The organism is Georgenia sp. Z1491 (assembly GCF_057652395.1).
In genome coordinates this window covers 1,556,460-1,582,894 of sequence record NZ_CM172729.1, presented here as the reverse complement: position 1 = coordinate 1,582,894, position 26,435 = coordinate 1,556,460, and the positions used below count along the sequence as shown (strand labels likewise).

23 protein-coding genes and 2 tRNA genes are annotated in these 26,435 nt (G+C 73.1%); 13 read left to right on the top strand and 12 right to left on the bottom strand.

The window, feature by feature from the left end:
- Positions 1-84: 84 nt before the first annotated feature.
- The 4 genes from AC24HA_RS07465 to AC24HA_RS07450 all read left to right on the top strand — a co-directional run bounded on the left by AC24HA_RS07465 (position 85) and on the right by AC24HA_RS07450 (position 4,387).
- Positions 85-1,068 (top strand): ABC transporter ATP-binding protein, encoded by a 984-nt coding sequence (locus AC24HA_RS07465; RefSeq protein WP_425708539.1) that lies wholly within the window; start codon positions 85-87, stop codon positions 1,066-1,068.
- Positions 1,069-1,087: 19 nt separating this feature from the next.
- A complete protein-coding gene (locus tag AC24HA_RS07460) occupies positions 1,088-2,236 on the top strand; it encodes an ABC transporter permease (RefSeq protein WP_425708540.1) in 1,149 nt (382 codons plus the stop codon).
- On the top strand, positions 2,233-3,396 hold the full coding sequence (locus AC24HA_RS07455) for an ABC transporter permease (protein ID WP_425708541.1): 1,164 nt from the start codon (positions 2,233-2,235) through the stop codon (positions 3,394-3,396). The genes AC24HA_RS07460 and AC24HA_RS07455 overlap by 4 nt, the downstream gene beginning before the upstream one ends.
- Before the next feature lie 133 nt (positions 3,397-3,529).
- A complete protein-coding gene (locus AC24HA_RS07450; RefSeq protein WP_425708542.1) occupies positions 3,530-4,387 on the top strand; it encodes an HAD family hydrolase in 858 nt (285 codons plus the stop codon).
- 48 nt (positions 4,388-4,435) lie between these two features.
- Here AC24HA_RS07450 and AC24HA_RS07445 read toward each other — a convergent pair whose 3' ends face one another.
- Both AC24HA_RS07445 and AC24HA_RS07440 read right to left on the bottom strand, forming a co-directional pair.
- Complete coding sequence (locus AC24HA_RS07445; protein ID WP_425708543.1) at positions 4,436-4,861, bottom strand: NUDIX hydrolase; 426 nt, start codon at positions 4,859-4,861, stop codon at positions 4,436-4,438.
- Between the two features lie 137 nt (positions 4,862-4,998).
- Positions 4,999-6,027, bottom strand: coding sequence for an FUSC family protein (locus AC24HA_RS07440; RefSeq protein WP_487563591.1), 1,029 nt, complete (start codon positions 6,025-6,027; stop codon positions 4,999-5,001).
- A gap of 307 nt (positions 6,028-6,334) precedes the next feature.
- Between AC24HA_RS07440 and AC24HA_RS07435 the strand changes: the two genes are divergently transcribed.
- Positions 6,335-6,407 (top strand) — tRNA-Arg (locus AC24HA_RS07435).
- A 143-nt stretch (positions 6,408-6,550) separates the two neighbouring features.
- Positions 6,551-6,886 (top strand): YtxH domain-containing protein, encoded by a 336-nt coding sequence (locus AC24HA_RS07430; RefSeq protein WP_425708545.1) that lies wholly within the window; start codon positions 6,551-6,553, stop codon positions 6,884-6,886.
- 118 nt (positions 6,887-7,004) lie between these two features.
- Here AC24HA_RS07430 and AC24HA_RS07425 read toward each other — a convergent pair whose 3' ends face one another.
- The 3 genes from AC24HA_RS07425 to AC24HA_RS07415 all read right to left on the bottom strand — a co-directional run bounded on the left by AC24HA_RS07425 (position 7,005) and on the right by AC24HA_RS07415 (position 9,662).
- On the bottom strand, positions 7,005-7,253 hold the full coding sequence (locus AC24HA_RS07425) for a hypothetical protein (RefSeq protein ID WP_425708546.1): 249 nt from the start codon (positions 7,251-7,253) through the stop codon (positions 7,005-7,007).
- A 385-nt stretch (positions 7,254-7,638) separates the two neighbouring features.
- Positions 7,639-8,409, bottom strand: coding sequence for a response regulator transcription factor (locus tag AC24HA_RS07420; RefSeq protein WP_425708547.1), 771 nt, complete (start codon positions 8,407-8,409; stop codon positions 7,639-7,641).
- A complete protein-coding gene (locus AC24HA_RS07415; RefSeq protein WP_425708548.1) occupies positions 8,406-9,662 on the bottom strand; it encodes a sensor histidine kinase in 1,257 nt (418 codons plus the stop codon). Before AC24HA_RS07415 ends, AC24HA_RS07420 begins: the two co-directional genes overlap by 4 nt.
- Positions 9,663-9,772: 110 nt before the next feature.
- Between AC24HA_RS07415 and AC24HA_RS07410 the strand changes: the two genes are divergently transcribed.
- A complete protein-coding gene (locus AC24HA_RS07410) occupies positions 9,773-10,618 on the top strand; it encodes a GAP family protein (RefSeq protein ID WP_425708549.1) in 846 nt (281 codons plus the stop codon).
- A gap of 38 nt (positions 10,619-10,656) precedes the next feature.
- Here the strand turns inward: AC24HA_RS07410 and AC24HA_RS07405 are convergent, their stop codons facing one another.
- Positions 10,657-11,247: a helix-turn-helix domain-containing protein gene (locus AC24HA_RS07405; protein WP_425708550.1), complete on the bottom strand. Its 591-nt coding sequence runs from the start codon at positions 11,245-11,247 to the stop codon at positions 10,657-10,659.
- Between the two features lie 127 nt (positions 11,248-11,374).
- Here AC24HA_RS07405 and AC24HA_RS07400 point away from each other — a divergent pair, with 127 nt between their 5' ends.
- Positions 11,375-12,430 carry an NAD(P)/FAD-dependent oxidoreductase gene (locus AC24HA_RS07400; RefSeq protein ID WP_425708551.1) on the top strand — a complete coding sequence of 352 codons (1,056 nt, stop codon included), beginning with the start codon at positions 11,375-11,377 and terminating at the stop codon, positions 12,428-12,430.
- A gap of 7 nt (positions 12,431-12,437) precedes the next feature.
- Here the strand turns inward: AC24HA_RS07400 and AC24HA_RS07395 are convergent, their stop codons facing one another.
- From AC24HA_RS07395 to AC24HA_RS07380, 4 genes are all read right to left on the bottom strand, one after another.
- On the bottom strand, positions 12,438-14,183 hold the full coding sequence (locus AC24HA_RS07395) for a pyruvate dehydrogenase (protein WP_425708552.1): 1,746 nt from the start codon (positions 14,181-14,183) through the stop codon (positions 12,438-12,440).
- A 142-nt stretch (positions 14,184-14,325) separates the two neighbouring features.
- Positions 14,326-15,162 carry an HAD hydrolase family protein gene (locus AC24HA_RS07390; protein ID WP_425708553.1) on the bottom strand — a complete coding sequence of 279 codons (837 nt, stop codon included), beginning with the start codon at positions 15,160-15,162 and terminating at the stop codon, positions 14,326-14,328.
- A 56-nt stretch (positions 15,163-15,218) separates the two neighbouring features.
- The gene (locus tag AC24HA_RS07385) at positions 15,219-18,830 is read right to left on the bottom strand and encodes an efflux RND transporter permease subunit (RefSeq protein ID WP_425708554.1); all 3,612 of its coding nucleotides are present in this window, start codon (positions 18,828-18,830) and stop codon (positions 15,219-15,221) included.
- A gap of 132 nt (positions 18,831-18,962) precedes the next feature.
- Complete coding sequence (locus tag AC24HA_RS07380; RefSeq protein ID WP_425708555.1) at positions 18,963-19,100, bottom strand: hypothetical protein; 138 nt, start codon at positions 19,098-19,100, stop codon at positions 18,963-18,965.
- 129 nt (positions 19,101-19,229) lie between these two features.
- On the opposite strand from AC24HA_RS07380, the gene AC24HA_RS07375 reads away from it, so the two are divergent.
- Together AC24HA_RS07375 and orn are read left to right on the top strand one after the other, a co-directional pair.
- Complete coding sequence (locus AC24HA_RS07375; RefSeq protein ID WP_425708556.1) at positions 19,230-20,114, top strand: NAD(P)H-binding protein; 885 nt, start codon at positions 19,230-19,232, stop codon at positions 20,112-20,114.
- A gap of 77 nt (positions 20,115-20,191) precedes the next feature.
- Complete coding sequence (orn, locus tag AC24HA_RS07370) at positions 20,192-20,866, top strand: oligoribonuclease (RefSeq protein ID WP_425708557.1); 675 nt, start codon at positions 20,192-20,194, stop codon at positions 20,864-20,866.
- Between the two features lie 20 nt (positions 20,867-20,886).
- Here the strand turns inward: orn and AC24HA_RS07365 are convergent, their stop codons facing one another.
- Both AC24HA_RS07365 and AC24HA_RS07360 read right to left on the bottom strand, forming a co-directional pair.
- Positions 20,887-22,284 (bottom strand): MFS transporter, encoded by a 1,398-nt coding sequence (locus AC24HA_RS07365; protein WP_425708558.1) that lies wholly within the window; start codon positions 22,282-22,284, stop codon positions 20,887-20,889.
- A 169-nt stretch (positions 22,285-22,453) separates the two neighbouring features.
- Entirely contained in the window at positions 22,454-23,638 is a 1,185-nt protein-coding gene (locus AC24HA_RS07360) for an epoxide hydrolase family protein (RefSeq protein ID WP_425708559.1), read from the bottom strand.
- A 270-nt stretch (positions 23,639-23,908) separates the two neighbouring features.
- On the opposite strand from AC24HA_RS07360, the gene AC24HA_RS07355 reads away from it, so the two are divergent.
- From AC24HA_RS07355 to AC24HA_RS07345, 3 genes are all read left to right on the top strand, one after another.
- A tRNA-His gene (locus AC24HA_RS07355) sits at positions 23,909-23,984 on the top strand.
- A gap of 584 nt (positions 23,985-24,568) precedes the next feature.
- The gene (locus AC24HA_RS07350; protein ID WP_425708560.1) at positions 24,569-25,036 is read left to right on the top strand and encodes an SRPBCC domain-containing protein; all 468 of its coding nucleotides are present in this window, start codon (positions 24,569-24,571) and stop codon (positions 25,034-25,036) included.
- A 151-nt stretch (positions 25,037-25,187) separates the two neighbouring features.
- Entirely contained in the window at positions 25,188-26,435 is a 1,248-nt protein-coding gene (locus tag AC24HA_RS07345) for an AI-2E family transporter (protein WP_425708561.1), read from the top strand.

The window sequence follows — 26,435 nt, the reverse complement described above, 5'->3', positions numbered from 1 at the left end:
CCGGGGAGGCATGACAAATGTCGGAGACCCGGCCGCGCGCCCGCTTCTAGTGTCGTGAGCGTCCCGACACCGGAGGAAGGCACCATGACACTGCACGACGAGCACACCCCGCCGGCCGCGGGCGCTCCCACCGACACCGTCCTCGTCGTCGACGGCCTCGTGCGGCGCTTCGGCGACCTCACCGCCGTCGACGGGGTGAGCTTCCGCATCGGCCGGGGCGAGACGTTCGGTCTGCTCGGTCCCAACGGTGCGGGCAAGACGACGACGATCTCGATGGTCGCCGGCCTCATCCCGGCGGACTCCGGGACCGTGACGATCGCCGGCGAGACGGTCGGCCCGCACGCCGTCGGACCGAAGCGCCACATCGGCCTCGTCCCCCAGTCCCTCGCGATCTACCCCGAGCTCACCGCGCGCGAGAACCTCCAGTACTTCGGCCGGCTCCAGGGCCTGGCGGGCGCCGACCTCAAGGGCCGCGTCGAGGAGGTGCTCGACCTGGTCGGCCTCGCCGACCGCGCGAAGGACCAGACCAAGAAGTACTCCGGCGGCATGCAGCGGCGCCTCAACATCGGCATCGGCCTCCTGCACCGGCCCGAGCTGCTCATCCTCGACGAGCCGACGGTCGGCGTCGACCCGCAGTCGCGCAACTCCATCCTCGAGTCCGTCGAGCGGCTCTCGGTCGAGGGCATGGCCGTGCTCTACACGACCCACTACATGGAGGAGGCCGAGCGCCTCTGCGACCGGATCGCCATCGTCGACGCCGGGAAGATCCAGGCCGAGGGCACGCGCGACGAGCTGACCCGCCTCGTCGGCGGCGTGGACCAGATCGTGCTGACCGGCACGGGGGACACCGAGGCCGCGGCGGCCGCCCTGCGCGAGCTGGACGCCGTCGTCGACGTCGACGTCGAGCGCCGCACGCTGCGCCTGACCGTCCACGACGCGCCGACCGCCGTCGCCGACGTCGTCAACCGTGGGACCTCGACCGGGCTGAGCCTGTCCGACGTCGAGATCTCCCGGCCCGACCTGGAGTCCGTCTTCCTCCACCTCACCGGCAAGGCGCTGAGGGACTGACATGCGCACGATCTGGACCATGACGCAGTCGGACCTGCGTCAACGCATCCGTGACAAGTCCGTCATCATCTTCGCGATCGTCGTGCCGCTGGCGCTCATGGCGGTCCTCAACCTCGTCCTCGGCGGTGCCCAGGACGAGGAGCTCGACCCCCTGACGGTGGCCGCCTCGGTCCCCGAGGGGGACGACTCGGCCACCACGCTCGTCGACACGCTGAGCGGGATCGAGGGGTTCGACGTCACCGTCGAGGAGACCACCGCAGACGACGCCCGCGCCCGAGCCGAGGACGGGTCCGCGGCGCTCGCACTCATCGTCCCGGACGGGTTCGGCGACGGGCTGCGCGGCGGGGACACGGTCGACGTCAGCGTCATCGAGGGCGACGGGGCCGGGATCGAGGGCGACGTCGTCCTGTCGATCCTCCAGGGCACGCTCACCCGGATGCACGCCGCCGGGACCGCGGCCGGGGCCGGCACCTCGCTCGGGCTCGCGCCGGAGGACATCGGCGCGGTCACCGAGCAGGTCGGCCGCGGCGAGTCCGTCATCGCCCTCGCGGCCGGGGAGACCGCCGACGAGCAGCTCGACGCCTCGGGCACCCTCGTGGCCGGCCAGGCCGGGCTGTTCCTCCTGTTCACGGTCGGCTTCGGCGTGCTCGCGCTGGTCACCGAGCGGGAGCAGGGCACGCTCGCCCGGCTGCGGTCGATGCCGATGCCGACCTGGCACATCGTCGCCGCCAAGGCGCTCGCGAGCTTCCTCCTCGGCGTCGTCGCCACCTCGGTCCTGCTGATCGCCGGCAGCCTGCTCTTCGACGTCGACTTCGGCGACCCCCTCCCCGTGGCCGTCCTCATCGTCTGCGTGGCGGCCGCGGGGACCGCCGTCATGCTCGTCATCGCCCGGGTCACCCGGACGAGCGAGCAGGCCGGCATCGCCCAGTCGATCGTCGCCCTCGTGCTCGGCATGGCCGGCGGCGCATTCTTCCCGATGGCCGCGTCCGGACTCCTCGGCCAGGTCCTCGACCTCAACCCGATCGGCGCGTTCACCCGCGGCCTCGGGATCACCTCGGGCGGCGGCGGGATCGGCGACATCGCCGTGCCGGCCGCGATCATGCTCGGGTTCGCACTCGTCATGGGCGCGGTCTCCCGCCTCGTCCCGGACAGGGGGACATCGCTGTGAGAGCCATCCTGACGGTCGCCGGCACGGAGCTGCGACGCTTCCTGCGCGACCGGTCCAACATCTTCTTCGTCTTCGTCTTCCCGCTGCTGCTGGTGCTCGTGCTCGGCTCCCAGTTCGGCGGCTCCGGCTCCCAGGGCGGGGTGACGATCAGCGGTGACGGCGGCGAGCTGCAGGACGAGGTCGTCACAGTTCTGGAGGACCACGACCTCACCGTCGACACCGACAAGGCCGAGGCGGCCCGCACCGCCGTCGCCCGCGGCCGCACCGATGTCGCCCTGGTCGTCCCCGACGACGCCGAGGCGGCCTGGGCGGACGGCGAGCCCGTCACGCTCGAGGTCGTCGCGGGCTCCGCCGGCAACTCAGTCGCCGTCCAGCAGCGCGTGTCCACCGCCGTCGAGTCGCTGTCCCTGGACCGCATCCAGCTCGACGCCCTCGTCTCGGCCGGGGCCGACCCGGCCCAGGCAGACGACGAGCTCGCCGCGGCCCGCGAGGCGGGCGGGGCGCCCGAGGTCGTGGTGACGGACGTCGACGAGATCGCCCAGGAGTTCTCCGGGCTCGGCCAGTTCGACCTGGGCGGCGTCTCCCAGCTGCTGCTGTTCGTCTTCCTCATCTCGCTGGCCGCCTCCGGCACGCTCATCCAGGCCCGCCGCAACGGTGTCGTCGCACGCTCCCTGTCGGCGCCGATCCGCACGCAGCAGATGATGGGCGGGCTCACGCTGGGCCGCTGGGTGATCGCCATGTTCCAGGGCGTCTACATCATGGCGGCCACCGCGCTGCTGTTCGGCGTCGACTGGGGCAACCTCGCCCTGGCGGGTCTCGTCCTCGCCGTGTTCGCTGCGGTGGCGGCGGGGGTCGCGATGCTGCTCGGGTCCCTCCTGGACAACGAGGGGGCGGCGTCCGGGGTGGGTGTGGGACTCGGTCTCGTGCTCGCCGGCATCGGTGGGGGGATGGCCCCGCTGGAGATCTTCCCGGACACGATGCGGCAGGTCGCGCACGTGACGCCGCACGCCTGGGCGTACGACGCGTTCGCCGAGATCCAGCGGCACGACGGCTCGCTCGTCGACATCCTGCCGATGCTCGGGGTCCTCGCCGGGATGGCGCTGCTCGCGGTGCTGCTCGGCACGTGGGCCATGCGGCGCAGCCTCGCCCGCTCCCTGTGACGGGCCTGCTCGTCCGGGCGGGCACCCCTCCGCGGGGTGCCCGCCACGGTGAGCGACATCCACGACGCGTGGGTGGCGCGACTCTCCCGCGACCCGGGGCCACCACCGGTCGCCGGCTGGGAGGATGGAGCACGTGCTCGAGCAGACCTTCCCGGCCCCGATCCTCGACCTCCCGACCGCCGAGGAGGCCCGGGCCCTGCGGCTCGTGGCCCTCGACATGGACGGCACCTTCGTGCGCTCGGACAAGTCCGTGGCGCAGGAGGTGTGGCCCGTCGTCGACGAGCTGATCGACCGCGGCATCGTCCTGGTCGCGGCGAGCGGGCGGCAGCGCGGCGCGATCCTGGAGACGATGGCGCCCGTGGCCGACCGGATCACCGTCCTGTCCGAGAACGGGGCGGTCGTCTGGCGCGGGGAGGACGTCATGCGGGCCGAGGTCCTCGACCGCCAGGTGGTGACCGAGGTCGCGCGTACCGTCCGGGACCTCGCCGCGCAGGGCCGCGACACCGGTCTCGTGGCCGGTGCGCCCTCCCGGGCGTACGTCGAGCGCACCGACGACGACTTCCTCGCCCACGTGCGGCACTTCTACCCCGCCGTGGAGGTCGTCGACGACCTCACGTTGGTGCCCGAGGACGTCGTCAAGCTCGCCACCTGGGACGCGGCACCGATCGTCGAAGCCGTCGTCCCCGCGATCGAGGCCCTCGACCTCGAGGCGGATCTCGTCCGCTCGCACGAGCACTGGGCCGACGTCATGCGGGCCGGAGCCTCGAAGGGGGCCTCGCTCACCCGCCTGCGCACCGCGCTCGGCATCCCGCGCGAGGCGTGCGCGGCCTTCGGCGACCACCACAACGACCTCGCGATGCTGCGGTCCGTCGGCCTGCCGTTCGCCATGGCCAACGCCGAGCCGGAGGTCAAGGAGGCCGCCCGGTTCATCGCGCCCTCGAACGACGACGACGGGGTCCTGCAGGTCCTGCGCGCGCTGCTCGACGCCTGAGGCCGTTGCGGCCGGTACGGACGCCCGCGGCGCGTTCGACCAGGGGCCTCAGAGCCCCGCGAGGACGAGCGCCTCGTCGACCAGCTCCACGCGGTCGAGGTCGACGACGCGGTCCAGGCGGACCCACTCCGCGGCGTCGGTGGTCCCCTCAGCCTCGTGCCTCAGCGTCCCGCCGACGATGCGTGCGGCGTAGACGATGCGGATGCCCTGCAGCGGGATCCCCTCGCGCCCCGCGGCGAGCCGTTCGGCACCGGGCACGACGATGCTGCTGACGCCGAGCACGCGGCCGAGCTCGACCTCGTACCCGGTCTCCTCGCGGGCCTCACGCACGGCGGCGTCGTCCGGGTGCTCGCCGGGATCCAGGCCGCCGCCCGGCATGGTCCAGCCGTACGAGCCGGCGGACTCTCGTCCGCGGCAGAGCAGGATCTCGCCGGGGCGCTCGAGCACGACGTACGACGACACGCGGATGTCCACGTCCCGAGCCCACCAGGCGCGTCCGCCCGGCGCCAGTGAATACCGGTCACCTGCCGGGGACGACGACGGCGGGGGTCTGCACGTCCGGCGCACGCTCCTCGCCGCCCGACGGCGGGGCCCACTCACGCGCCCCGGCATCACGCCCGGGGACTCGAGCTCCCCGCCTCTCGCGCCGCGCGCGCGGACGCGATGTCGTCGACGACGACCGCCACGTGACGGACGCTGGTGATGAGTGCTCCGTAGACGGGCCAGGTGCTCTCGGGCAGCTTCCGGTCCCGGGACAGCTCCCCGGCGAGCATCTCGAGCCGGTCGGCGACCGGCTCGACCTCGGCGTCCGGATCCGCGACCGCTCGGCCACAGTCCCGGACGATACCGACCCACCGCTCGCGGAAGTGGGCGTCCCACTCACCCTCCGCGTAGGTCGCGTTGTACAGGGTGCGGGCCAGGTTCCGCAGGTGGGAGACGCCCTCGTCGAGGCGCGGAAGGATGTCCTCGTACCCGAGGCCACGACCGCGGCTCGCCGGGCTGCGCCGGTCCGGGCGGTACAGGCGCAGGTTGATGCGACGGCTCTCGCGCGCGTAACCGACCGCCCCCCACGCCCGCTCCACCGACCGGCTCATCGACTCCGTGGCACCGAACCAGTCGGACGCCTTGTCGGTGTCCCACGACTCGGAGAACTCGTCGGCCATCTCGACGAGAACCTGTCCCATCTGCCGGTTGACGCTGTCGACGTGCTGGGACGCCTGCCTGTCCCGCAGCGGCGGGATGATCAGCAGGTTGACGACGAGCCCGACGCCGACGCCGACGCCCACCTCCATGATCCGGTCGAGCAGAAGCGACTCCTGGTCGTCGAAGCCGCTGCCGAGCACGAAGATGGCCGTGGTGGCGATCGCGACCCCCTCGTCCCGGATCGTCGGCGTGCGCGCGACGGCCAGCCCGACGAGGATCGCGAGGGCGAAGGTCCAGACACTCACCCCGAGGTAGCTGCCGACGAGGAAGGACAGCCCGACCCCGATCGCCGACGACAGGGTGAGCTGCACGCCGCTCGACATCGACCGGAAGACCGTGGCGTGCACGGTGAGCAGCGCCGTCCAGGGGGCGAGGAACGGCAGGGCCGACTCCAGCACCTGCACGGAGAACCACCAGGCCATGGTCGCGGCGACCACGCCCTTGGCGATCTGGGTGAGCTCCGTGAGGACGTCGGGGCGACGCAGGAGGCCGGCGAGCCGACGGGTCCCCGGGTCCGCCGACCGTCCGTCGGCCTGGATGCATGAACGTTCCCTACTCGAGGCGTCGCGGCGGCGGCTGGACCAGCACCCGCCCGACCGCGGGAGAGGCCAGACTCCCATCTCCCGCCACCGGACGCGCGGCCGGAGGTCGGCATCGGCGCACGTGGCTACGCCGCCGAGATCCGCGGGAACCGCCCCTCGGGCGCACGTAGACTTGCGCGGGCGGCGCGCCGGCGCCGTCCGCGCCTCCATAGCTCAATGGATAGAGCACCGGCCTTCTAATCCGTAGGTTCCCGGTTCGAGTCCGGGTGGGGGCACCGCCTCGTGAGCACCGCTCGTCGAGGAGCGTCACCGCGCGCCGACCGCCCCGCTGCCTGCCCGCCGTCTCGTGCGAACGCGCGCCGAGCGGCCGCGCGCTCTAGGCTCGTACACGTTCCCGAAGCACGAGGAGGATGACGAGATGAGCAAGGTGTCGTTCCTGGCTGGACTGGGTGTGGGGTTCGTTCTCGGCACGCGGGCGGGTCGCGGCCAGTACGAGAAGATGAAGCGGCAGGCCACGCAGATCTGGGAGAACCCCAAGGTCGCCGAGGTCCGCGAGCAGGCCACCGAGAAGGCCGAGGAGCTCGCCAAGCAGGCACCGGGCGCCGCGGCGTCCGTCGCGCGGACCGCCAAGGAGAAGGTCGACGAGCGCCGCGAGCGCTCCGGGTCCGACGACGGCTCGCCCGCGAGCACCGGCCCGTCGCCCGCCGTCGAGGCCGGGATCCAGGACGCGCCCGGGCGCGTCCAGACCGACTGAGCCACACCGCTCCGCAGCAGCAAGGACGAACGACGCCGGGCCCTGCGCGTTGGGCCCGGCGTCGTCGTTGCGCGAAGTCGTTCATTGTGCGAACCGCCCTCTCGCGGGTCACCGGCCCTCAGCGGACCATCGTGCGGACGAGGAAGTAGCCGGCCGCCTCGGTCCATGCCGCGCCGTAGTTCGGGTCGGCCTCCATGCGTGCGCCGACGTCGTCCCGAAGAAGTGCGTCCAGCACGCCGCGCACCGCACGCGCGATGCGCGCGGCTGCTCGTGGACGGGTCGCGGGCGTGATGGACCGTGGCGGCGTGCGCACGGCGTACTGCGGGACGACCGATGGTCCTGCGGTGGTCGTGGGTACTGCGTTCATGCGTCTCCTACCCGTGACGGCGCGCGTCAGGCGCGCCGAGGTGCACTGCCACCCCTGCGGGCGGCGGAAGATGGGCACGACCGGGCCGCGCGTGAGCGCGCAGCGGTGGCGGTCGTCGCCTCGTTCGCGGCCGCGTGGGTGCGGCCGGTGCCGTTCAGCGGTGTCGGCTACGCGAGGCGGGGAGCCCCGTCGTGCGCCGACGCCGGACCGTTGCCTGTGAAGTGCACGGGGTCCTCCTTCGCGTCGTGCGGACGGGTGTGTCACGACGTCGCTGGGCAGGTCGGGCCCGGCCCTCGCTCGTCGTGGTGACCACCTCACCATGGTCGGCCCACGGTGTCAGGTCATTTATCGAGCCGTGCCGGCGTCGTGTCGGGCCGGCGTCGTGTCAGGCCAGGCCGGCCTCACGCGCGACGATCGCCGCCTGCATCCGGGAGGTGACGCCGAGCTTGGCGAGCACTCGTGAGACGTGGGTCTTCACCGTGGCCTCGGCGATGAACAGATCGGCGGCCACGTCGGCGTTCGACAGTCCCCGCCCCAGGGCGCCGAGCACCTCCCGCTCGCGCCCGGTGAGGTCGATCCCGGCGAGCGGGTCGGGGCCCGCGCCACCCCACCCTCGGGTCCGGGCACCGTCCGTCGATCGGCCACCAACGCCTCCTGGTCCCGCGCCCTCCACGCCTGCGTGACCGGACTGGGCGGCCCCACGCACACCTCCACCGGCTCCGACCCCGCCACGCTCGCCCGGACCGACGAACGCCGAGAGCACCCGGCGCGTGACCTCGGGGGCGACGACGCCGTCGCCCGCCGCCACCCGCCGCACGGCGTCGAGCAGGGCCTCGGGCTCCGCCGTCTTGAGGAGGAACCCGGCGGCGCCGGCACGCAGGGCACCGAAGACGACCTCGTCGAGGTCGAAGGTCGTCAGCACGAGCACCTGAGCGAGGTCCTCACCGACGATGGCGCGCGTCGCCTCCACGCCGTCGACGCCGGGCATGCGCACGTCCATGACGACGACGTCCGGGCGCAGGGAGCGCGCGTTGAGGATCGCGGCCCGGCCGTCGGCCGCCTCCCCGACCACCTCGACGTCCTCCGCGGCGTCGAGCAGGAGACGCAGACCGCCACGGATGGCGGCGTGGTCGTCGGCGAGCAGGACCCGGATCATGTCGTCTCCTCCGTCGGGAAGGTCGCGCGGACCTGCCACATGTCGTCGTGCGCGCCGGCGGAGAAGGTGCCGCCGCAGGCCTCGGTGCGCTCCCGCATCGTGTGGAGCCCGACCCCCGGGGACGGTACGGCCGGCGCAGCACCCGGGCCGTCCGCGTCTCCCCCACCACCCTGGCCGACCAGGGCGGGACGGCGGAGCTCGTTGGAGACGGTCAGCGCGAGAGTGCCGTCGTCGGCCTCGAGCTCGAGGTGACCGTCCCCGGCGCCGTGGCGCAGCGCGTTGGTGAGGGCCTCCTGGGTGACCCGCAGGGCGGCCCGGCCGACCGCCGTCGGGACGTCGAGGTTCGCTGCGCCACCCGGGCCGATGACCCCCGGGGCGACCGTGAGGTCGAGGCCCGCCGCCCGTGAGCGCTCGACCAGCGCGGGCAGCTCGGCCAGTCCCGCCGGGGAGGTCCACTCCTCGTCCGCCTGCGAGCGCAGGAGCCGCACCATCGAGCGCATCTCCTCCAGGGACGCCACCGCCTCGCGACGTACCTGCGCGAGGGCCTCGCGGTCGCGTACCGACTCGGGCGGTGCGGCGAGCGCCGCACCGGAGTGGATGGCGATGGCGGACAGGTGCGAGGAGATGACGTCGTGGAGGTCGCGCGCCATGGCGGTGCGCTCCTCGCGCAGGGCTTCGGTCCGTTCCCGCTGTGCGGCGATCTCGAGGGCGTCGGCCCGCTCGGCCTCCAGGCGGGCCTTCTCGGCGGAGACCTCGGCCAGCTCGTGGCCCCGCCGGACCTCGGTCGCCCACCAGATCGGCATGATGCCGACGGCGCCGACCTGGAGCACGGTCGCGATGAGCACGCGCGGGTCGCTCTCCCCCAGCGCGACCCCCACGCCGGCGAGCGTCGCGACCACCCCGACGCCGACGGTCTCCCCGATCCGCGTGCGCCGCGAGCCCACGAGTGCCGCGTGGTGGAGGAGCTCCCAGATGACGAGCAGCATCGCGATGCTCCCGCCGAGCGCGAGGTCGACGGCGAGGAGCGCGGTCCCGGCGACGAGCGCCCCGACCGCGTGGTACCCGCGCAGCGCGACCACGCCGCCGCCCACGGCCAGCGTGAGGACGAACCACCACGGCGAGATCGACGCCGGATCCACCCCGTAGGCCGAGGGGATGTTCGTGATCGGGTACAGCCCGAGTGCGAGCAGCAGCAGCCCGATGCCGACGACGAACGCCGCGGCGCGCACGTCCTTGGCATGGTCGGCTCTCACGGGACCATCCCAGCACGGGTGAGGCGGTGACCAGGTCCGCCGAAGGATGTACTCCGGTGACGGGCCGTCCGACGGACGCGCGAGCGGGGGCGTCCGCGAAGACTGGCGGCATGGACTTCCTAGGCACCCTGCCGGACGGCGGCATGTCGTCCCCCGCGCTGGCCGGCGTCCTCGCCGTGCTCGCCCTCATCGACTCCACCAGCTTCGGCACGCTGCTCATCCCGGTGTGGCTCATGCTCGCCCCGGGGCGCGTGCGGCCCGACCGCGTGCTGATCTTCCTCGGTACGGTCGCCGGCTTCTACCTGGCCGTCGGCGTGGCCGTCATGCTCGGCGCGGACGCCTTCCTCGCGGCGTTCGGCGACGTGCTGTCGGGCCGTCCGGTGGCGGTGGTGATGATCGTCGTGGGCGTCGCGCTGTTCCTCCTCAGCTTCGCCCTGGACTCGCCCGCGGCGAAGCGCCGCGCCGCCGAGCAGGCCGAGCACGGCGGCGGCCGGATCGGCCGGTGGCGCGAGCGCGCGATCGGCGTGGAGAGCGACGACGACGCCGGGACAGGTAGGACCGGGCTGCCCGGGACCGGGACCCTGCCGTCGGTGACCGGGGCGGCGACGCGCACCCGCGGGCGGGGCTCCGTCGGTGCACTCATGGGACTCGCGCTGGCGGCCGCGACCATCGAGGTCGCGTCGATGCTCCCCTACCTGGCCGGTATCGGACTCATCACCACCCAGGGGCCGGGCTGGCCGACGTCGGTCCTCTGGCTCGCTGCCTACTGCGTAGTGATGATCGCGCCCGCGCTCGTCCTGCTGACCGGGCGGCTCGTGGCCGCCCGGCAGCTCGACGGGCCGCTGCGCCGGCTGGATGCCTGGCTCACGCGCAACGCCGCGTCGACCACCGCATGGGTCGTCGGCATCGTCGGGGTGATCCTCGCGCTCAACGGCTTCCAGTCGTTCCAGCGGTGAGGCGGGCGGTCCGGGCCCGAGCTGTCCGGGCCGGCGGTTCAGCCCGGGTCGCCGGGCGAGGTGCGCACGTGCGCGCGCTCGCCCTGCTTCCCGATGAGGCTGAGGTACTCCACGGGGCCGTCCTCCGTGGCGCCGAACCAGTGGGGGGTACGGGTGTCGAACTCGGCCGCCTCGCCGGGCTCGAGCACCATGTCCTGGTCCCCCAGCACGAGCCGCAGGCGCCCGTCGAGCACGTAGACCCAGTCGAAGCCCTCGTGCGTGCGCGGCTGCGGCACCGTGCCGGGACGGGCCGCGGGCCGGACGAACTTGTAGGCCTGGATGCCGCCGGGCCGGCGCGAGAGCGGCAGGACGACGGACCCGGAGTCACCGGCGATCGGCCGCATGTTGATCCGCGGGTCACCCGTCGGTGGCGCGTCGACGAGCTCGTCGATGGTCACGCCGTGCACCCGTGCCAGCGGCAGCAGCTGCTCGAGCGTCGGGCGCCGCAGTCCCGACTCCAGTCGGGACAGGGTGCTCGACGAGATGCCGGTCCGCTCGGCGAGCTCGGCGAGGGTGACGTCCCGCCGCTGACGCAGTCGTCTCAAGCGGGGTCCGACGGCGTCGAGCGTGCGGTCCAGGTCGCGTCCCATCCCCCGATCGTGGACCGGGGTCTTGCCGTTCGGCAACTCCTCTTGCTCACTGGCATCCCCGGGGGAAGGCTCGGTCACGGACAGACCGTCGGGTACCCCGGCGCCGAACGATACGAAGGACGTCACCATGCGCACGCCTGGCCCCGCCCGCCCCACCACCGCACCGTCGACCGACCCGGCACCCCCGTCCGCCACGGCGCCACCGGTGCCGGTCCCGGCCCCCGACTCCCCCGCACCCGAGGGCCAGCCCAGCGAGGCGGTCTGGGACGTCGTCGTGGTCGGCGGGGGCGCCGCCGGCCTGGCCGGGGCGCTGATGCTCGCCCGTTCGCGCCGCCGGGTACTGGTCCTCGACGCCGGGGACCCCCGCAACGCCCCGGCCGACGCCGTCCACGCGCTCCTCGCCCTGGACGGCACCCCGCCGCTCGAGCTGCTCGCCCGCGGTCGCGCCGACGTCGAGCGCTACGGCGGCGTGGTCCGCCCCGCCAGGGTCTCCGAGGCGCGCGCCGACGGCGACCTGTTCCGGGTCACGGCCGCCGACGGCGTGGTCGTCCGCGCGCGGCGCCTGCTCCTCGCGACCGGCCTGGTCGACGAGCTCCCCGAGCTGCCCGGCCTGCGCGAGGGCTGGGGCTCCGACGTCGTGCACTGCCCGTTCTGCCACGGCTGGGAGGTCCGCGACCGGGCGATCGCCGTGCTGGGCACCACGCCGATGGCCGTCCACCAGGCGCTGATGTTCCGCCAGCTCTCCGACCGGGTCCGCCTGCTCACCTGGGAACTCGCGCTCGGCGAGGAGGATCTCGCCCGCCTGGTGGCACGTGGCGTCGAGATCGTGCCCGGCACGCCGGTCGGCGTCGAGCGCGCCGACGGGGCGCTGAAGGGCGTGCGGATGGCCGACGGGAGCCTCGTCGAGGCCGGTGCGCTCACGGTGCAGACCCGCATGCACCCGCGTGCCGAGCCGTTCGGTCCGCTCGGACTGGAGCTCGCGGAGAACGCCATGGGCACCGCCCTGGCGGCCGGTCCCACCGGCGCGACCTCCGTGCCGGGCGTGTGGGTGGCGGGCAACCTCGCCGACGTGTCGGCGCAGGTCGGCGCCGCCGCCGCGCAGGGGGCACTGGCCGGGGGCCACATCAACGGCGACCTCGTGATGGCGGACGCGGACCTGGCCGTCGCCGCGGCAGCCGCCTGACCGAGACCTACGGCCGCGGGATGTTGCGCAGGTTCGACCGCGCCATCGCCACCGCCTCGCCGGCGCCCTTGGTGAAGACGATCTTGCTCATCGCGGTGGCGAAGCCGAAGACCTGCTCGCCGGTGATCTTCGGGGGCAGGGACAGGGCGTTGGGGTCGGTGACGACGTCGAGCAGGGCCGGGCCGGGGTGCTCGAGAACCTCGTCGACCGCTTCCGGCAGGTCGGCCGGGCGCTCGACCCGGACGGCGTGCCAGCCCATCGCGCGGGCGATCTCGGCGTAGTCGGTGCCCGGCACGTCGACCCCGTGGTCCGGGAGCTTGTCGACGAGCATCTCGAGCTTGACCATCCCCAGCGAGGAGTTGTTGAACAGCATGACCTTGACCGGCAGGTCGTACTGGACGGCGGTGAGCATGTCCCCCAGGAGCATCGACAGACCGCCGTCGCCGCTGAACGCGACGACCTGCCGGTCCCGGTCGGTCATCTGGGCGCCGAGCGCGTGCGGGAGCGCGTTGGCCATCGAGCCGTGGAGGAACGATCCGATGATGCGTCGGCGGCCGTTCGGGGTGACGTAGCGGGCCTGCCACACGTTGCCCATCCCGGTGTCGGCGGTGAACACGGCGTCGCCCGCGGCCGCGTCGTCGATGACCGACGCGACGTACTCGGGGTGGATCGGGACGAGGTCCTCGACGTCGCGCGTGTAGGCGCCGACGGTCGAGTCCATGAGCTTCTCGTGGCGGCGCAGCGTCTTCTTCAGGTAGGCGCGGCTCCTCGTCGGACGCAACCGGCCCAGGAGGGCGCGGACGAACGGTCCGACGTCGGAGTGCACGGGCAGGTCGACGCCGGTGCGCCGGCCGAGAACCTCGGCGCGCCGGTCGACCTGGATCGTGGTGGGCCCGTCGGGCAGGAACTGGTCGTAGGGAAAGTCGGTGCCGAGCAGGAGCAACAGGTCCGCGTCGTCCATGCCCTCGGCGGCCGCCCCGTAGCCGAGGAGGCCGGTCATGCCGACGTCGAACGGGTTGTCGTGCTGGATCCACTCCTTGCCGCGCAGGGAGTGCCCCACGGGGGCGGCGAGCACGTCGGCGAGCTTGACGACGTCGTCGTGGGACCCGCGCACGCCGGCGCCGGCGAAGATCGCGACCTTCTTCGCCGCCTTGAGGGCCTCGACGGCGGCGTCCACCGCCGACGGGGCGGGCTCGAGGGTGCCGCGCACGGTGGGGACGTAGGCGGGCGCGTCGGCCGTGGCGGACATGTCCGCCACGTCCCCGGGGAGGGTGACGACGGCGACGCCGGGGGCGGCGAGCGCGTGCGTGATGGCGGAGTGCACGACCCTCGGCGACTGCTCCGGCGTGCTGACGAGCTCGCTGTAGACGGAAGCCTCGGTGAAGAGCCGGTCGGGGTGCGTCTCCTGGAAGTAGGACTGGCCGATCTGGGCGCTCGGGATGTGGCTGGCGATCGCGAGGACCGGGGCGCCGGAGCGGTTGGCGTCGTACAGGCCGTTGATGAGGTGGAGGTTGCCAGGGCCGCAGGAGCCGGCGCAGACGGCGAGCTCCCCCGTGATCTGGGCGTCGGCGGCGGCCGCGAAGGCGGCGGACTCCTCGTGGCGGACGTGGATCCAGTCGATGCCGCCGTTCGCGGACCCGCCGGTGCGGCGGACGGCGTCGACGACGGGGTTGAGGCTGTCGCCCACGATCCCGTAGATCCGGCGGACGCCCACCTCCTGGAGCTGGGCGACGATCTGTTCGGCGAGCTTCACGGCGGTGACCTCCTCGACCCGGCGGTGGTCAAGCCCACGTCGGCGGGGTCGTGCGCCCGGCGTCGGCTCCCACCAGGCTACGGCCGCGCCGCGGCGGGCGCCCGGTCGATAGCGGCGCCGAGGCCCTGGGCGCGCGGACCGGTCAGCGCCCGAGCAGACCCAGCTCCTCGAACGCGGCGACGAGGCCCTCGACCTCCGGGCCGGCTGCGGTCCGGTCGGCAGCGTCGATCACCCGCGGGTCCGCGCCCTCGATCGCGACCCCGAGGCCCGCCGCGCGCAGCATCTCGAGGTCGTTCATGCCGTCGCCGAACGCGATCGAGTCGGCCACGTCGGCGCCGAGGTGCTCGAGCGCGGCGAGCATGCCGACGGCCTTGTGCATGTCGGCGAGGTAGAGCTCGCCGGAGGAGGGGTGGAGCCCGGGCACGGAGGCCTCGAGGGAGAGCACGCCGTCGCCGGCCTCGCGGGCGAGCCGGGTGTTGGGTACCGCGGACTCGACGACCACGGCCTTGGCGAAGGGGCGGCCCCGGAGCTCGTCGGACACCGACAGGGCGGCGAGGATGTCGGACGGACCGGCGTGCGCGGAGCCGTCGTCGCTCGACTCGTGACGGGCGACCTCCGCGCGGATCGCCGCCTCGGCGCGCGGCGTCCCCAGGAGGGCGCGCGGTGTCTCGAGGACGAACACCACGTCGTGGGACTCGAGCACGTCGACGAGCCGGTCGCCGAGATCGGCCGGGAACCGGCGGTCGGCGACGACCTCGCGGCCGACCTCGACGTACGCCCCGGCCATGGCGACGATCCCGTCGAAGCCGGCGGCGACGATGCGCTCGGGGAGCATGGCCTTGGACCGCCCGGTGCACAGGAGCACCCGGTGGCCGGCCGCGCGGGCTGCCTCGACCGCCCGCGCGTGGCCCGGCGGCACCTCGCCCTGGTGGGCATAGGTGCCGTCGACGTCGAGGAAGACGATCTTGCTGTCGGTCATGGTCCGATTCTCCCCGAGACCACCGGGCGAGGTGCGCGCGGTCCGCGCATCGGCCGTCACTCGGCGACGTGCTTCCCGCCTCCCGAGTCGTCGGCGTCGCGCAGGGCGTCGTCGTCGTCGGGCGGGCCGGCGGCGTGCGCCCCGGTACCGGCCGCACCGGCGTCGTGGCCCGTCCCTGCGCCGGCCGCGTCGGCGTGCGCAGGGCGACCCGCGGCGTCGACGTGCATGTCGGCGTCGTGGCCGGCCTCCGCGGCGGGCGCGCCGGCGTGCGCGAGCACCCGTGCGTCGTCGTCGCCGACCCGCTCCTCCTCGCGGACGCGGGCGGCGCCACCGCCGGCGCGCAGCCGCTCCAGCTCGGCCGCCGGTGCGCTCGCGTCCTCGCCGCGTTCCGTCCGTGCGGCGACCACCTTCTCCAGGCGGGCGATCTCCTTGTCGCGCGCGCGCCGCTCGCCGCGGCCCTCGGAGAGCTCGTAGAGCACCGGCACGAGCAGGAGGGTGAGCAGGGTCGAGGTGATGAGGCCGCCGATGACGACGATCGCCAGCGGCTGGCTGATGAACGCACCGCCGCCGGTGATGCCGAACGCCATCGGGACGAGCGCCATGATCGTCGCGGCCGACGTCATGAGGATGGGCCGCAGCCGGTGCCGGCCACCCTCGATCACGGCGGTGCGCAGGTCCATGCCCTGGGTGCGGTACTGGTTGATGAGGTCGATGAGGACGATCGCGTTGGTGACGACGACGCCGACCAGCATGAGTGCGCCCACGAGCGCGGCGACCCCCATCGGGGTCCCGGTGATCAGCAGCCCGAGGATCGCGCCGGTCGCGGCGAACGGGATCGACACGAGCAGCACGAGCGGCTGCACGAGGGAGCGGAACGTCGCGACCATGACGAGGTAGACGAGCAGGACGGCGAGGGCGAGCGCGAGGAACAGGTTGCCGAAGGCGTCCTGCTGCTCGGCGTTGACTCCGCCGATCTCCACGCTGACGCCCTCGGGGGCGTCGACCGAGTCGAGTGCGGCGGCGAGCTCCGCGTTGACGGTCTGCAGGTCGGCGATCTCGGTGGCCGCGGTGATCGAGGCCGAGCGCAGGCCGTCCTGGCGCGTGATCGTCGCCTGCTGCATCGACTCCTCGACGTGCGTGACGTCGTCGAGCACGAGCGGCGACTCCGGGGAGCCGCCCAGGGGAAGTGCGCGGAGCTCCTCGACCGTGGTCGGGGCCTCGTCCGAGAACAGGACGATCGGCAGCCTGCCCTGCTCGATCTCGACGTCGCCCAGCGGGATGCCGTTGAGCGCGCCGTAGGCGAGGCCGCCGACGGCCTCCTCGGTCAGCCCGAGCGCTGCGGCGGCCGGCCGGTCCACCTCGACCTCGATGAACGGCAGGTCGGAGGCGAGCGAGGTCCGGACGTCGCGCAGCCCGTCGATCTCGCCCACGGCGGTGAGGACCTCCTCGGACGTGGCGGCGACCTCGTCGCCGTCGGCGCCGGAGACGATGACCTCGACGCCGGAGGCGAACCCGCCGGACGAGCCGGGCGCGACCGTGATGGTGCCGGCATCCTCACCGAGGCCCTCGAGCCGGTCGCGGACCTCCTGCTCGACGGCGCCGGCGTCGGCATCGACGTCGAGCGTCACCGAGAAGGTGACGTCCTGGGCCATGCCGAACGCCGCCATGGCCGGGTCCGCGACGCCGACAGTGACCTGGTAGCTCTCGACCTCCTCGACGCCGGCGAGCACCTCCTCGACCTGCTGCGCCGCGGCGTCCTGCGCCTCGAGCGTGACGCCGGTGGGGAGCTCCTGGGTCACGGAGATCGCGTTCTCGCCCGTGTCGCCGATGAAGTCGGTGGGCAGGCGGGTGACGCCGACGACGGTGGCCGCCATGAGGACGACCGCGCCGCCGACGGTGAGCCAGCGGTGGCGGAGCACGCCGCCGAGAGCACCGACGTAGCCGCGCTGCAGGACGCTGCGCCGCTCCTTGTCCTCGGCCTCCGTGCGAGCCCTGGCGGCCCGCTCGGGGTCGACGGGCGAACGCAGGAACCAGTACGCGAGGACCGGGACGATCGTCAGCGCGACGAGCAGGGAGGCACCCAGGGCGAGCGCGACCGTGAACGCGAAGGGGCGCAGGAGCTCGCCGACCATGCCGCCGACGAGGCCGAGCGGGACGAACACGGCGGCGGTGGCGACGGTCGCGGAGGTGACGGCGCCCGCCACCTCCTTGACGCCCGTGAGCACGGCCTGGCGCTTGCCGGTGCCGTAGCTCTGGTGGCGGGCGATGTTCTCGATGACGACGATCGAGTCGTCGACGACGCGGCCGACCGAGATCGTCAGCGCCGCCAGGGTGAACATGTTGAGCGAGTAGTCGGCGACCCTGAGGGCGAGCAGCGCGACCAGCAGCGACAGCGGGATGGAGATCGCCGTGACCGTGGTGGCCGCGAACGAGCGCAGGAACAGCAGGATGACGAGGACCGCGAACGCGAGGCCGAGGACGCCCTCGACGGCGAGGTCCTCGATCGACTGCTCGATGAAGACGGCCTGGTCGAAGGCGACGACGAGCTCGCCGCCGTCGCCGAGGGAGGCCTCGAGCTCGGGCAGCAGCTCCCGGATCTGCTCGGAGATCTCGACCGTGTTGCCGTCGGGCGTGGCCGTGATCGCGAGCCCGATGCTGGCCGCGCCGTCCGTACGCGTGAGCGACGTGGCCGGGACGTCCTCGATCGCGACGTCCGCGACGTCGTCGATGGTGGCGACCTCGGCGGGCTCGGTGGGCTCCGTGGGGGCCTGGTCAGTGGGGGCCTGGTCCGTGGGGGCCTGGTCCGCACCCTGGTCGACGGGTGCCTGGTCGCCCGCCGGAGGCTCCTGGCCCGGATCCGTGGGGCCGGTGGTGTCGGTGGGCGTTCCGGCGTCCCCGGCTCCCCCGGCGTCCCCCGACTCCGCGGGATCGGTGACGAGCGGGAGTGCCGCGATCTCCTCGACGGACGTGATCCGGCTGCCGGCCTGGATCGTCAGCTCGCGCCCCTCGGCGTCGATGGTGCCGGCGGGCGTGACGACCCCGTAGGCGTCGATGGCCTCGGTGATGGCGTCGAGCGAGGCCCCCTGCGCGGCGAGCGCCTCGGGGTCGACGTCGATCGTCACCTGCTGCTCGGTGATCCCGGAGAGCTGGACCTGCCGGACGCCGTCGACGCGGGAGAGCTCGGGCACGACGACGTCCTCGACGCGCTGCTGGAGCTCGGCGGTGTCCGAACCTCCGGTTGCCGCGAGCTGGATGACCGGCAGGTCGTCGACGGAGCCCGCGATGACCTGGGTGTCGGCGTCGTCGGGCAGGTCCTGCTCGACCCGGCCGAGCGCGACCTGGAGCTCCTGCTGCGCGGTGAGGATGTCGGTGCCGTACTCGAGCTCGAGCATGACGGCGGAGACGCTCGGGCCGGACTGCGAGGTGGTGCCCTCGAGGCCCGGGACGCCGCGGGCGGCCTCCTCGACCACGCCGGTGACCTGGTCCTCGACGATCTCCGGCGAGGCGCCGGGCATGGTGGTCACGGCGGCGACGATGGGGAGCTCGAGGTCCGGGATGAGCTCCTGCCGCAGCGTCGTGGTGGCCCACAGTCCGGCAAGCACGGCGATGATCGTGGACAACGCCACCAGTGCGCGGTTGGACAGCGAGAAGCGGGCGAGGTTCGCCACGGGCGTGCTCCGGGGGTCGTAGGGGTCGTCGCGCCGGACCGCCGGCCGCGCCGTCGCAGAGTCTAGACGCGGTGTCTCGTCTGGCGGGATCCACCGAAGGTCTGACGTTCGCGCGCCGAGGTGTGGTCGGCGTCAATCCCGGTGTGCGTCCACGAAGTCACGTCGCGCCTGCTCCACCCGGTACCGCTCGTCGAGGAACAGCTTGCGCGTGGTCGCCTGCCACCGGACGCGCTCGGCCGGGGCCGCATCGAACAGCAGGCGCCCCTCCATCGCGACCCGACCGGCTCCTCGGTCGTGCACCCGGTTCCCCCACCGGCCAAGTGGTGGCGTCACCCGGAATATCGGCCCGGGACCGACGGTTGGTCGTCGTTGAAACGTCAACGAATCAAGGAGCGTGTCATGTCGTTCGTCGTCACCGGAGCCACCGGCCAGCTGGGCCGCCTCGTCATCGAGCACCTGCTCGACCGCGGCGTCGCCCCGGACACCATCACGGCCACGGCCCGGTCGGTCGACCGCCTCGCGGACGTCGCCGACCGTGGAGTGACGACTGCGTACCTCGACTACGCGCAGCCCATCGACGGCGCCCTGAAGGCCGGCGACACGCTCCTGCTCGTGTCCTCCAACGAGGTCGGCCAGCGGTTCACCCAGCACTCCGCCGTGATCGAGGCGGCGACGGCCGCCGGGGTCGCCCGCATCGTCTACACCTCGCTCCTCGGCGCGTCGACGTCCAGCCACGTCCTCGCGCCGGAGCACAAGCAGACCGAGGAGGCCATCGCGGCCTCCGGCATCCCCTTCACGATCCTGCGCAACGGGTGGTACTCGGAGAACTACCGCCCGAACTTCGACCAGGCGGCAGCGAGCGGCGCGTTCGCCGGCGCTGCCCACGACGGGCTGGTGTCGCCGGCGGCGCGGGCCGACTACGCCGAGGCCGCCGCCGTCGTCCTCACCACCGAGGGGCACGAGGGCAAGGTCTACGAGCTCGCCGGCGCCCCGGCGCTCACGACCGCCCAGATCGCCCAGGAGTTCGGCGCCGCACTCGGCCGGGAGATCAGCTACGTCGACCTCGACGCCGACGCGTTCGCCGCGCAGCTGACCGAGGCAGGGCTCGACGAGGGACTCGTCGGCTTCCTCGTGGCGGCGGACACCAACACCGCCGAGGGCACGCTCCACTCGACCTCGACCGACCTCCAGGACCTCCTCGGACGGCCCTCCACCCCGCTCAGCGAGACCGTGGCGACCTGGGCCGCCGAGTCAGAGGCCGGCCGGAGCGCCGCCGGCGCCTGACCGAACGCTCGTGGCGGGCGGCGGTCGCGGGACGTCAGGTGCCCGCGACCGTCGCATGTCACGCCTACCATCACCTGGTGAGCCCTTCCTCCCCCGCGGACCCCATCGTCTGGATCGACTGCGAGATGACCGGCCTCGACGCCGAGCGCGACTCGCTCGTCGAGGTGGCCGTCGTCGTCACCGACTCCCACCTCAACCCGCTCGACGCCGGGCTCGACCTCGTCATCGCGCCGCGCCCCGGCACGGTGGAGACGATGGACGAGGTCGTGGTCCAGATGCACACGGCGTCCGGCCTGATCACCGAGCTGGACTCCGGGCTGGAGATGGCCGACGCCGCTGAGCAGGTCCTCGCGTACGTCAAGCGGTTCGTGCCCGAGGTGCGCCGCGCCCCGCTCGCCGGCAACTCCGTGGGCACCGACCGGGTGTTCCTCGCGCGGGACATGCCCGAGGTCGTCGAGCACCTGCACTACCGGATCATCGACGTCTCCTCGATCAAGGAGCTCGCCCGCCGCTGGTTCCCGCGGGCCTACTTCCAGTCGCCGCAGAAGAGCGGCGGCCACCGGGCGCTCGCCGACATCCTCGAGTCGATCGACGAGCTGAGGTACTACCGGGCAGTCCTCTGGCCCGAGGGGGCGGGACCGACGACGAGCGAGGCCCGCGCCGCCGCCAAGCTGGTCAGCGAGCGGCCGACGAGCGCCGCCATCGCCGCGCTCGGCAGGGACACCCCGTCGTCGACGCCGTCGACGGACTGACCGGCAACCGCGCTGCCGTCTCAGGCCTGTTCCGGTGGGGACGACCGCGGCGAGACCCTGCCTCGGATGAAGACCGCCGCGATCACCGCCCCGGCCGCGAGCCATCCGGCGCACCACCACATTGCGGTGGTGTATCCGGCGTCGAACACGGCTGGGACGGTGTAGTCGTCACCGGTCAGCCCCACCATCGGAGGCAGCGCGGCCACCGAGAGCAGGCTCCCCGACCTCGCCACAGCGTTGTTGACCCCACTGGCGACCCCCGCCTGGCGGCCGGGCACCGCGGCCATGACGGTCGACGTCAGCGGCGTGACCATGAGAGTGATCCCGGCACCGAAGAGCACCACCCCCGGCAGCACCCGGGTGGCGTACGGCGCGTCGGCTCCGACCGTCGACAGCACCAGGGCGCCCGCGGCGGCGAGCGCCGGACCGAGCGTCATGAGCAACCGGGGGCCGGTGCGGCGCATCAGGGCACCCACGCGCGGTGAGAAGACGAGCATGAGCAGCGTGAAGGGGACGGTGGCGAGTCCGGCCTGCAGGGGCGAGTAGCCGCTGACCACCTGGAGCTGAAGCACGAGGAAGAACATCAGTGCGCCGAGCGCGCCGTAGACCACGAAGGTCATCGCGTTGGCCGCCGAGAACGCCGGAGAGGTGAAGACGCGGAGCGGGAGCATCGGGTTCCGGGTCCGATGCTCGACGACGACGAAAGCCGCGAGCCCCGCCACCCCGAGGAGCACGATCGGCCAGGCGCCCTCGATGAGCGCGTAGGTGAGGGCGCCCAGTCCGAGCATGGCCAGCGCGGCGCCCGTCAGGTCGAAGCGCGGCCGCTCGCCGCGGGCGACGCCACCGGACTCGGGGACGTGCCGGATCACCACCGCCACCACCGCGGCCGCCACCGGGAGGTTGACGAGAAAGACCCAGCGCCAGGAGCGCACGTCGATCAGCCACCCGCCGAGCAGCGGGCCCGCCGCGCTGGAGATGCCGGACCACGCGGCCCAGATCCCGATCGCTCGCGGGCGGTCCGCCTCGGCGATGGTCGACTGGATGATCGCCAGCGCGCTCGGGGTCAGCAGGGCGGCACCGACGCCCTGGAGAACGCGCGCGGCGATGAGCTGGTCGACCGTCAGGGCCAGCCCGCACCCGAGCGAGGCGACGGCGAACCACACGATGCCGACGAGGAAGACCCGTCGGCGACCGAGCCGGTCACCGAGCGACCCGCCCACGAGCACCAGCCCGGAGAGCGTAAGCATGTAGCCGTTGACGACCCACTGCAGCTGCGGGAGCGAGGCGCCCAGCTCGAGCCCCAGGGGGCGCAGGGCGACGTTCACCACGGTGCCGTCGAGCAGCGCCATCGCCGAGCCGAGCGTCGCCGCCAGCACCACCCATCGGCCCTGCGCGGAGCCGAGCGCGACGTGAGTCACCGGCTCATGGTGTCACTACGGCCAGGGGGTGACTACGGGCCTCCGGCGGCTGGCCGGCAACGTCCGGCCGCGCGTCGACGTCGGCACCGTGCGCTACCGGTCGACGGCCGCGGCGCACGGAGACCCGCGCGATGACGCCTCCGCGTCGTGCGCACGTGACTCCTTCGGACTACGTGAGGTCGCCGATGCCCGCACGGATGTCCGCTGCGACGAGCTCGGGCTGTTCCCAGGCCGCGAAGTGCCCGCCGCGCTCCGCTGCGGTCCAGTGCACGACGTTGTCGGTCGTCTCGACCAGCCGGCGCACGGGACGACCGATGTCGTCGGGCATGACGAGGATGGCCGTAGGCACGGTCGAGGGCTGCAGCGGCTCCGACCAGTCCGGCAAGCCGTACTTGTAGTACCGCGCCGAGGACCCGGCAGTGCGGAAGAACCAGTAGATCGAGACGACGGTGAGCATCTCGTCCCGGTCGAGCACCTCGTCGGGATCGCCCTCGGCGGCCGACCAGTCCCGGAATCGCTCGACGAGCCAGGACATCTGCGCGACCGGCGAGTCGGTGAGCGCGTAGGAGATCGACTGCGGCCGGGTGGACTGGAGCATCGCGTAGCCGCCGACGTCGTACATGTACCGGTACCCGTCGGCGATCGCGGCCGCCTCCTCCGGGACGGACATGTCGGCCGTCTCCTCCGTGAGCTCCTCGCCGCCGAGCATGCCGGTGGTGTGGATGCCTGCGACGTGGTCCCCGTGCCGCAGTCCGAGCTCACGGGCCACGCCGGCGCCTGTGTCGTATCCGTGCACGAGGTAGCGGTCGTACCCGAGGCGCTCCATGAGCTCCGCGAACGCGTCGGCGACCCCGGTGAGCGTCCACCTCGTCACCGGCCCCGACACTCCGAAGCCCGGGATCGTCGGTGCGATGACGTCGAAGGCCTGCCCGCCGTCGTCGGGCTCGGTGAGGAGCGGGATCATCAACAGGAAGTCGGTCGGTCCGCTGGGCCAGCCGTGCACGAGGAGCAGCGGCTTCGCATCCGGTCGGGACGAGCGAACGTGGAAGAAGTGGATGTCGTGGCCGTCGATCCCGGTGGTGAACTGCGGGACGGCGTTGAGCCGCTCCTCCTGTGCCCGCCAGTCGAAACGATCCCGCCAGTACTCGGCAAGCTCCTTCGCGTAGGCGAGCGGGAGCCCGTCGGCCCATCCGGCGTCGGGGGCCTCGTCGGGCCACCGGGTGGCGTCGAGGCGACGGGCGAGGTCGTCGATCTCGGTCTGGTCGACCGCGAGAGTGAGGGGGCGGACGACGGTGTCGGTCTCGGTGGTGCCGGAATCGTTCGTGTCGGTGGCGCGGGTGCCGGTATCGGTCATGGCGGCGACGCTACGGTCCGACCCGGACAGGGCGTGACCTCATTTCCGGCTCGGCCCGAATCAGCGCGTCCGCGCCGGGAGCAGGGCAGCACCCGCCTCCGAATGCCCGGACCGGGCGTCCCGGTCACGCGACCGTGCTTCCGATCGACGCCGCACGCTCCACGCACCTCACGATCCATCTGACGTGATCGAAGGCACCGGCTACGCGTCACGAGGGGCGACGTCGCTCGGATACGATGGTGCGTCGTCACTGCGAGATGGTGACGCATGGTGGCTATAGCTCAGTCGGTAGAGCGCCGCGTTGTGGTCGCGGAGGTCGCGGGTTCAAGCCCCGTTAGCCACCCCACGAGAACGGGCGGGCCCCGGACGAGGATCTTCTCCACGTCCGGGGCTCGTCCGCTGCCGGGACCGTATGCGCTCACCCGCGTAGCGCGGGACCACTTCTGGTCGGCGCGCGTCACGACGTGGTCGAGCGGCTCACCCCCACTGCGCGAGAAGGACAGCCTCCGTGGCAAAGGTGCCCATATGGGACGCGGCTCGCCCCACGCGGCCAAGGAGAGGGCCGCGCCTGGTCGATCCAGGGAGCCCGAAGGTGGGGGTCGCCCCCGCTGCGCGGCGGAGAGACCAACCCGGGACGTAAGTGGCAGGTCACGCGAGGGCCCACCCCCGGTGCGCGGAGAGGACGACTCCTACGGCCAGGTGACCCAGCCTCGGTCACCCGGAGGATGGTTGCTTACGCGTTCTCCGGTCGACTCAGCACGGTTCACGCTGCCCCCAGCGCACCGGTCGTCACCACCCGAACTCGGGAGAGCCCGGCCGGGGCTCGCCCGTCGTGGCACCCGGTCTCGACGTCGAGCAACCGACCCGGCCGCCTGCCATCCCCGACGACGCCGCGCTGCGCGGATCGGCGGATGGGGGCAGAGTTGAGGGATGAGCACCGACCAGACCACTCTGTCAGTCTCCCGCACGATCGACGCGCCGGCCGACGCGATCTTCCAGGTCCTCACCCTCCCCTCGCGCCATCGCGAGTTCGACGGGTCGGGCATGGTCCGCTCCGACGACTACGCCGATCGGATCCAGCAGGTGGGCGACACGTTCGTCATGAACATGCACGCCGAGTCCCAGGGCGGCGACTACCAGATGCGCAACTACGTCACCGCGTACGCCGAGAACCTCATGGTGGGATGGCAGCCCAACAGCCCCGACGCCGACGGACCCGGAGGTTGGGAGTGGCTCTACGAGCTGAAGTCGCAGGGCTCGGACTCGACCGAGGTCACGCTCACCTACGACTGGTCGAAGGTCGAGGACCCGAAGCTGGCCTCCGTCTTCCCCGTGCTGACCGAGTCGAGCCTGGAGGAGTCGTTCAATCTCCTCGCCGCCGCCGTCTCGGACGCGTGACCCGGTGATGGCGCGCATCCGATCGCGACGGGGCGCCCGACGACGTGCGGGCCGCGACGTCCCCCAGGTTCCCGGCCGAGGCGCCCCAGGCACGGCCGGCCATGACGCGGCGCTCGGCGCCGGGGAGGCACGAGACACGACGTCGGACGACGTGACCTCCGACCTGCCGCGACGGCGGGGCTTCCTCGCCGAGTATCCACGCACGCGGGTGGTCATCCTCGCCTCGGTGACCATCGTCCTGGTCGGCCTCGCCGTCCAGACGATCAACCAGGCCGGCGTGCTGCTGAGCTCCGTCCTCATCCCGTCGGCGGTGGCGATCCTGCTCACGGGGCTGCTCATGCCGCTGCAGGTGCTGCTCAACCACCGGCTACGGCTGCCGCGCATGGCGGCGGCGGCTCTGACGATCCTCATCACGCTCGCCTTCCTCGCAGGCATCGGTACGCTCGTCGGCACCCAGCTCGCCGAGGGGGTCGGCGAGGTCGGTGAGCTCGCCTCCCTGCAGGTGCAGGACATCGTCAACGCGATCGCGGGCTCCTCGCTGCCCGTCGACGCCGCCCAGGTGCAGTCCGCGATGGACCAGGCGACCACCTGGCTCCAGGAGAACTCCTCCACGATCGCCTCGTCGGCCATCGGTGTCGGCACCGGTGCGGCGGGCGTGCTCATCGGCGCGCTGCTCTGCCTCATCGCCACGTTCTTCTTCCTCGCGGAGGGCGACCGCCTGGGCACGTGGGCGATCATGCGCCTCCCCCGCCAATGGCACGAGCGGGCCTACGAGGCGTCCCGGCGCGGCTGGGTCACCGTGGGTACGTACACGAAGACGCAGGCGCTCGTCGCCGCGGTCGACGCGCTCGGCATCGGCATCGGTGCGGCGATCCTCGGCGTGCCGTTCGTCATCCCCCTCACCGTGCTGACCTTCGTGCTGTGCTTCATCCCGGTGGTCGGTGCGGTCGTCTCGGGCGCCCTGTTCGTGCTCGTCGCGCTCGGCTCCGAGGGCCTGACGGCGGCCATCATCATGCTGGTCATCGTCGTCGGTGTGCAGCAGCTCGAGTCGAACCTGCTGCAGCCCGTGCTCATGGGCAAGGCCGTGGACATCCACCCGATCGTCGTGCTGCTCGGTGTGGCGGCCGGTTCCTACATCATGGGCCTCGTCGGAGCGCTGTTCGCCGTCCCGGCCATCGCCACCGCCAACACGATCGCGAGCTACCTCGGCGGCCGCGACCCGTTCCCGGGGCTGGCCCGCGGCGGGAGCGCCCTGACCGACCCGCCGCGCAAGCTCCTGCCGGAGGTGTCCGCGGAGTCGATACCGAAGCGGGTCGGCTCCGTGTCGCCCGGGTGGGTCGACAGCCGGAACTCCCGGCGCGACCGGAAGATTCGCGAGGTGCGCCACGGCGACGCCTGA

Excerpts from the sequence above, each read along its gene's own strand:
- AC24HA_RS07400 (WP_425708551.1), top strand. The coding sequence starts at position 11,375 with ATGCGCACGCCTGGCCCCGCCCGCCCCACCACCGCACCGTCGACCGAC.
- AC24HA_RS07430 (WP_425708545.1), top strand. The coding sequence starts at position 6,551 with ATGAGCAAGGTGTCGTTCCTGGCTGGACTGGGTGTGGGGTTCGTTCTC.
- AC24HA_RS07410 (WP_425708549.1), top strand. The coding sequence starts at position 9,773 with ATGGACTTCCTAGGCACCCTGCCGGACGGCGGCATGTCGTCCCCCGCG.
- AC24HA_RS07465 (WP_425708539.1), top strand. The coding sequence starts at position 85 with ATGACACTGCACGACGAGCACACCCCGCCGGCCGCGGGCGCTCCCACC.
- AC24HA_RS07360 (WP_425708559.1), bottom strand. The coding sequence starts at position 23,638 with ATGACCGATACCGGCACCCGCGCCACCGACACGAACGATTCCGGCACC.
- AC24HA_RS07405 (WP_425708550.1), bottom strand. The coding sequence starts at position 11,247 with ATGGGACGCGACCTGGACCGCACGCTCGACGCCGTCGGACCCCGCTTG.
- AC24HA_RS07390 (WP_425708553.1), bottom strand. The coding sequence starts at position 15,162 with ATGACCGACAGCAAGATCGTCTTCCTCGACGTCGACGGCACCTATGCC.
- AC24HA_RS07350 (WP_425708560.1), top strand. The coding sequence starts at position 24,569 with ATGAGCACCGACCAGACCACTCTGTCAGTCTCCCGCACGATCGACGCG.
- AC24HA_RS07420 (WP_425708547.1), bottom strand. The coding sequence starts at position 8,409 with ATGATCCGGGTCCTGCTCGCCGACGACCACGCCGCCATCCGTGGCGGT.
- AC24HA_RS07375 (WP_425708556.1), top strand. The coding sequence starts at position 19,230 with ATGTCGTTCGTCGTCACCGGAGCCACCGGCCAGCTGGGCCGCCTCGTC.
- AC24HA_RS07380 (WP_425708555.1), bottom strand. The coding sequence starts at position 19,100 with ATGGAGGGGCGCCTGCTGTTCGATGCGGCCCCGGCCGAGCGCGTCCGG.
- AC24HA_RS07460 (WP_425708540.1), top strand. The coding sequence starts at position 1,088 with ATGACGCAGTCGGACCTGCGTCAACGCATCCGTGACAAGTCCGTCATC.
- AC24HA_RS07425 (WP_425708546.1), bottom strand. The coding sequence starts at position 7,253 with ATGAACGCAGTACCCACGACCACCGCAGGACCATCGGTCGTCCCGCAG.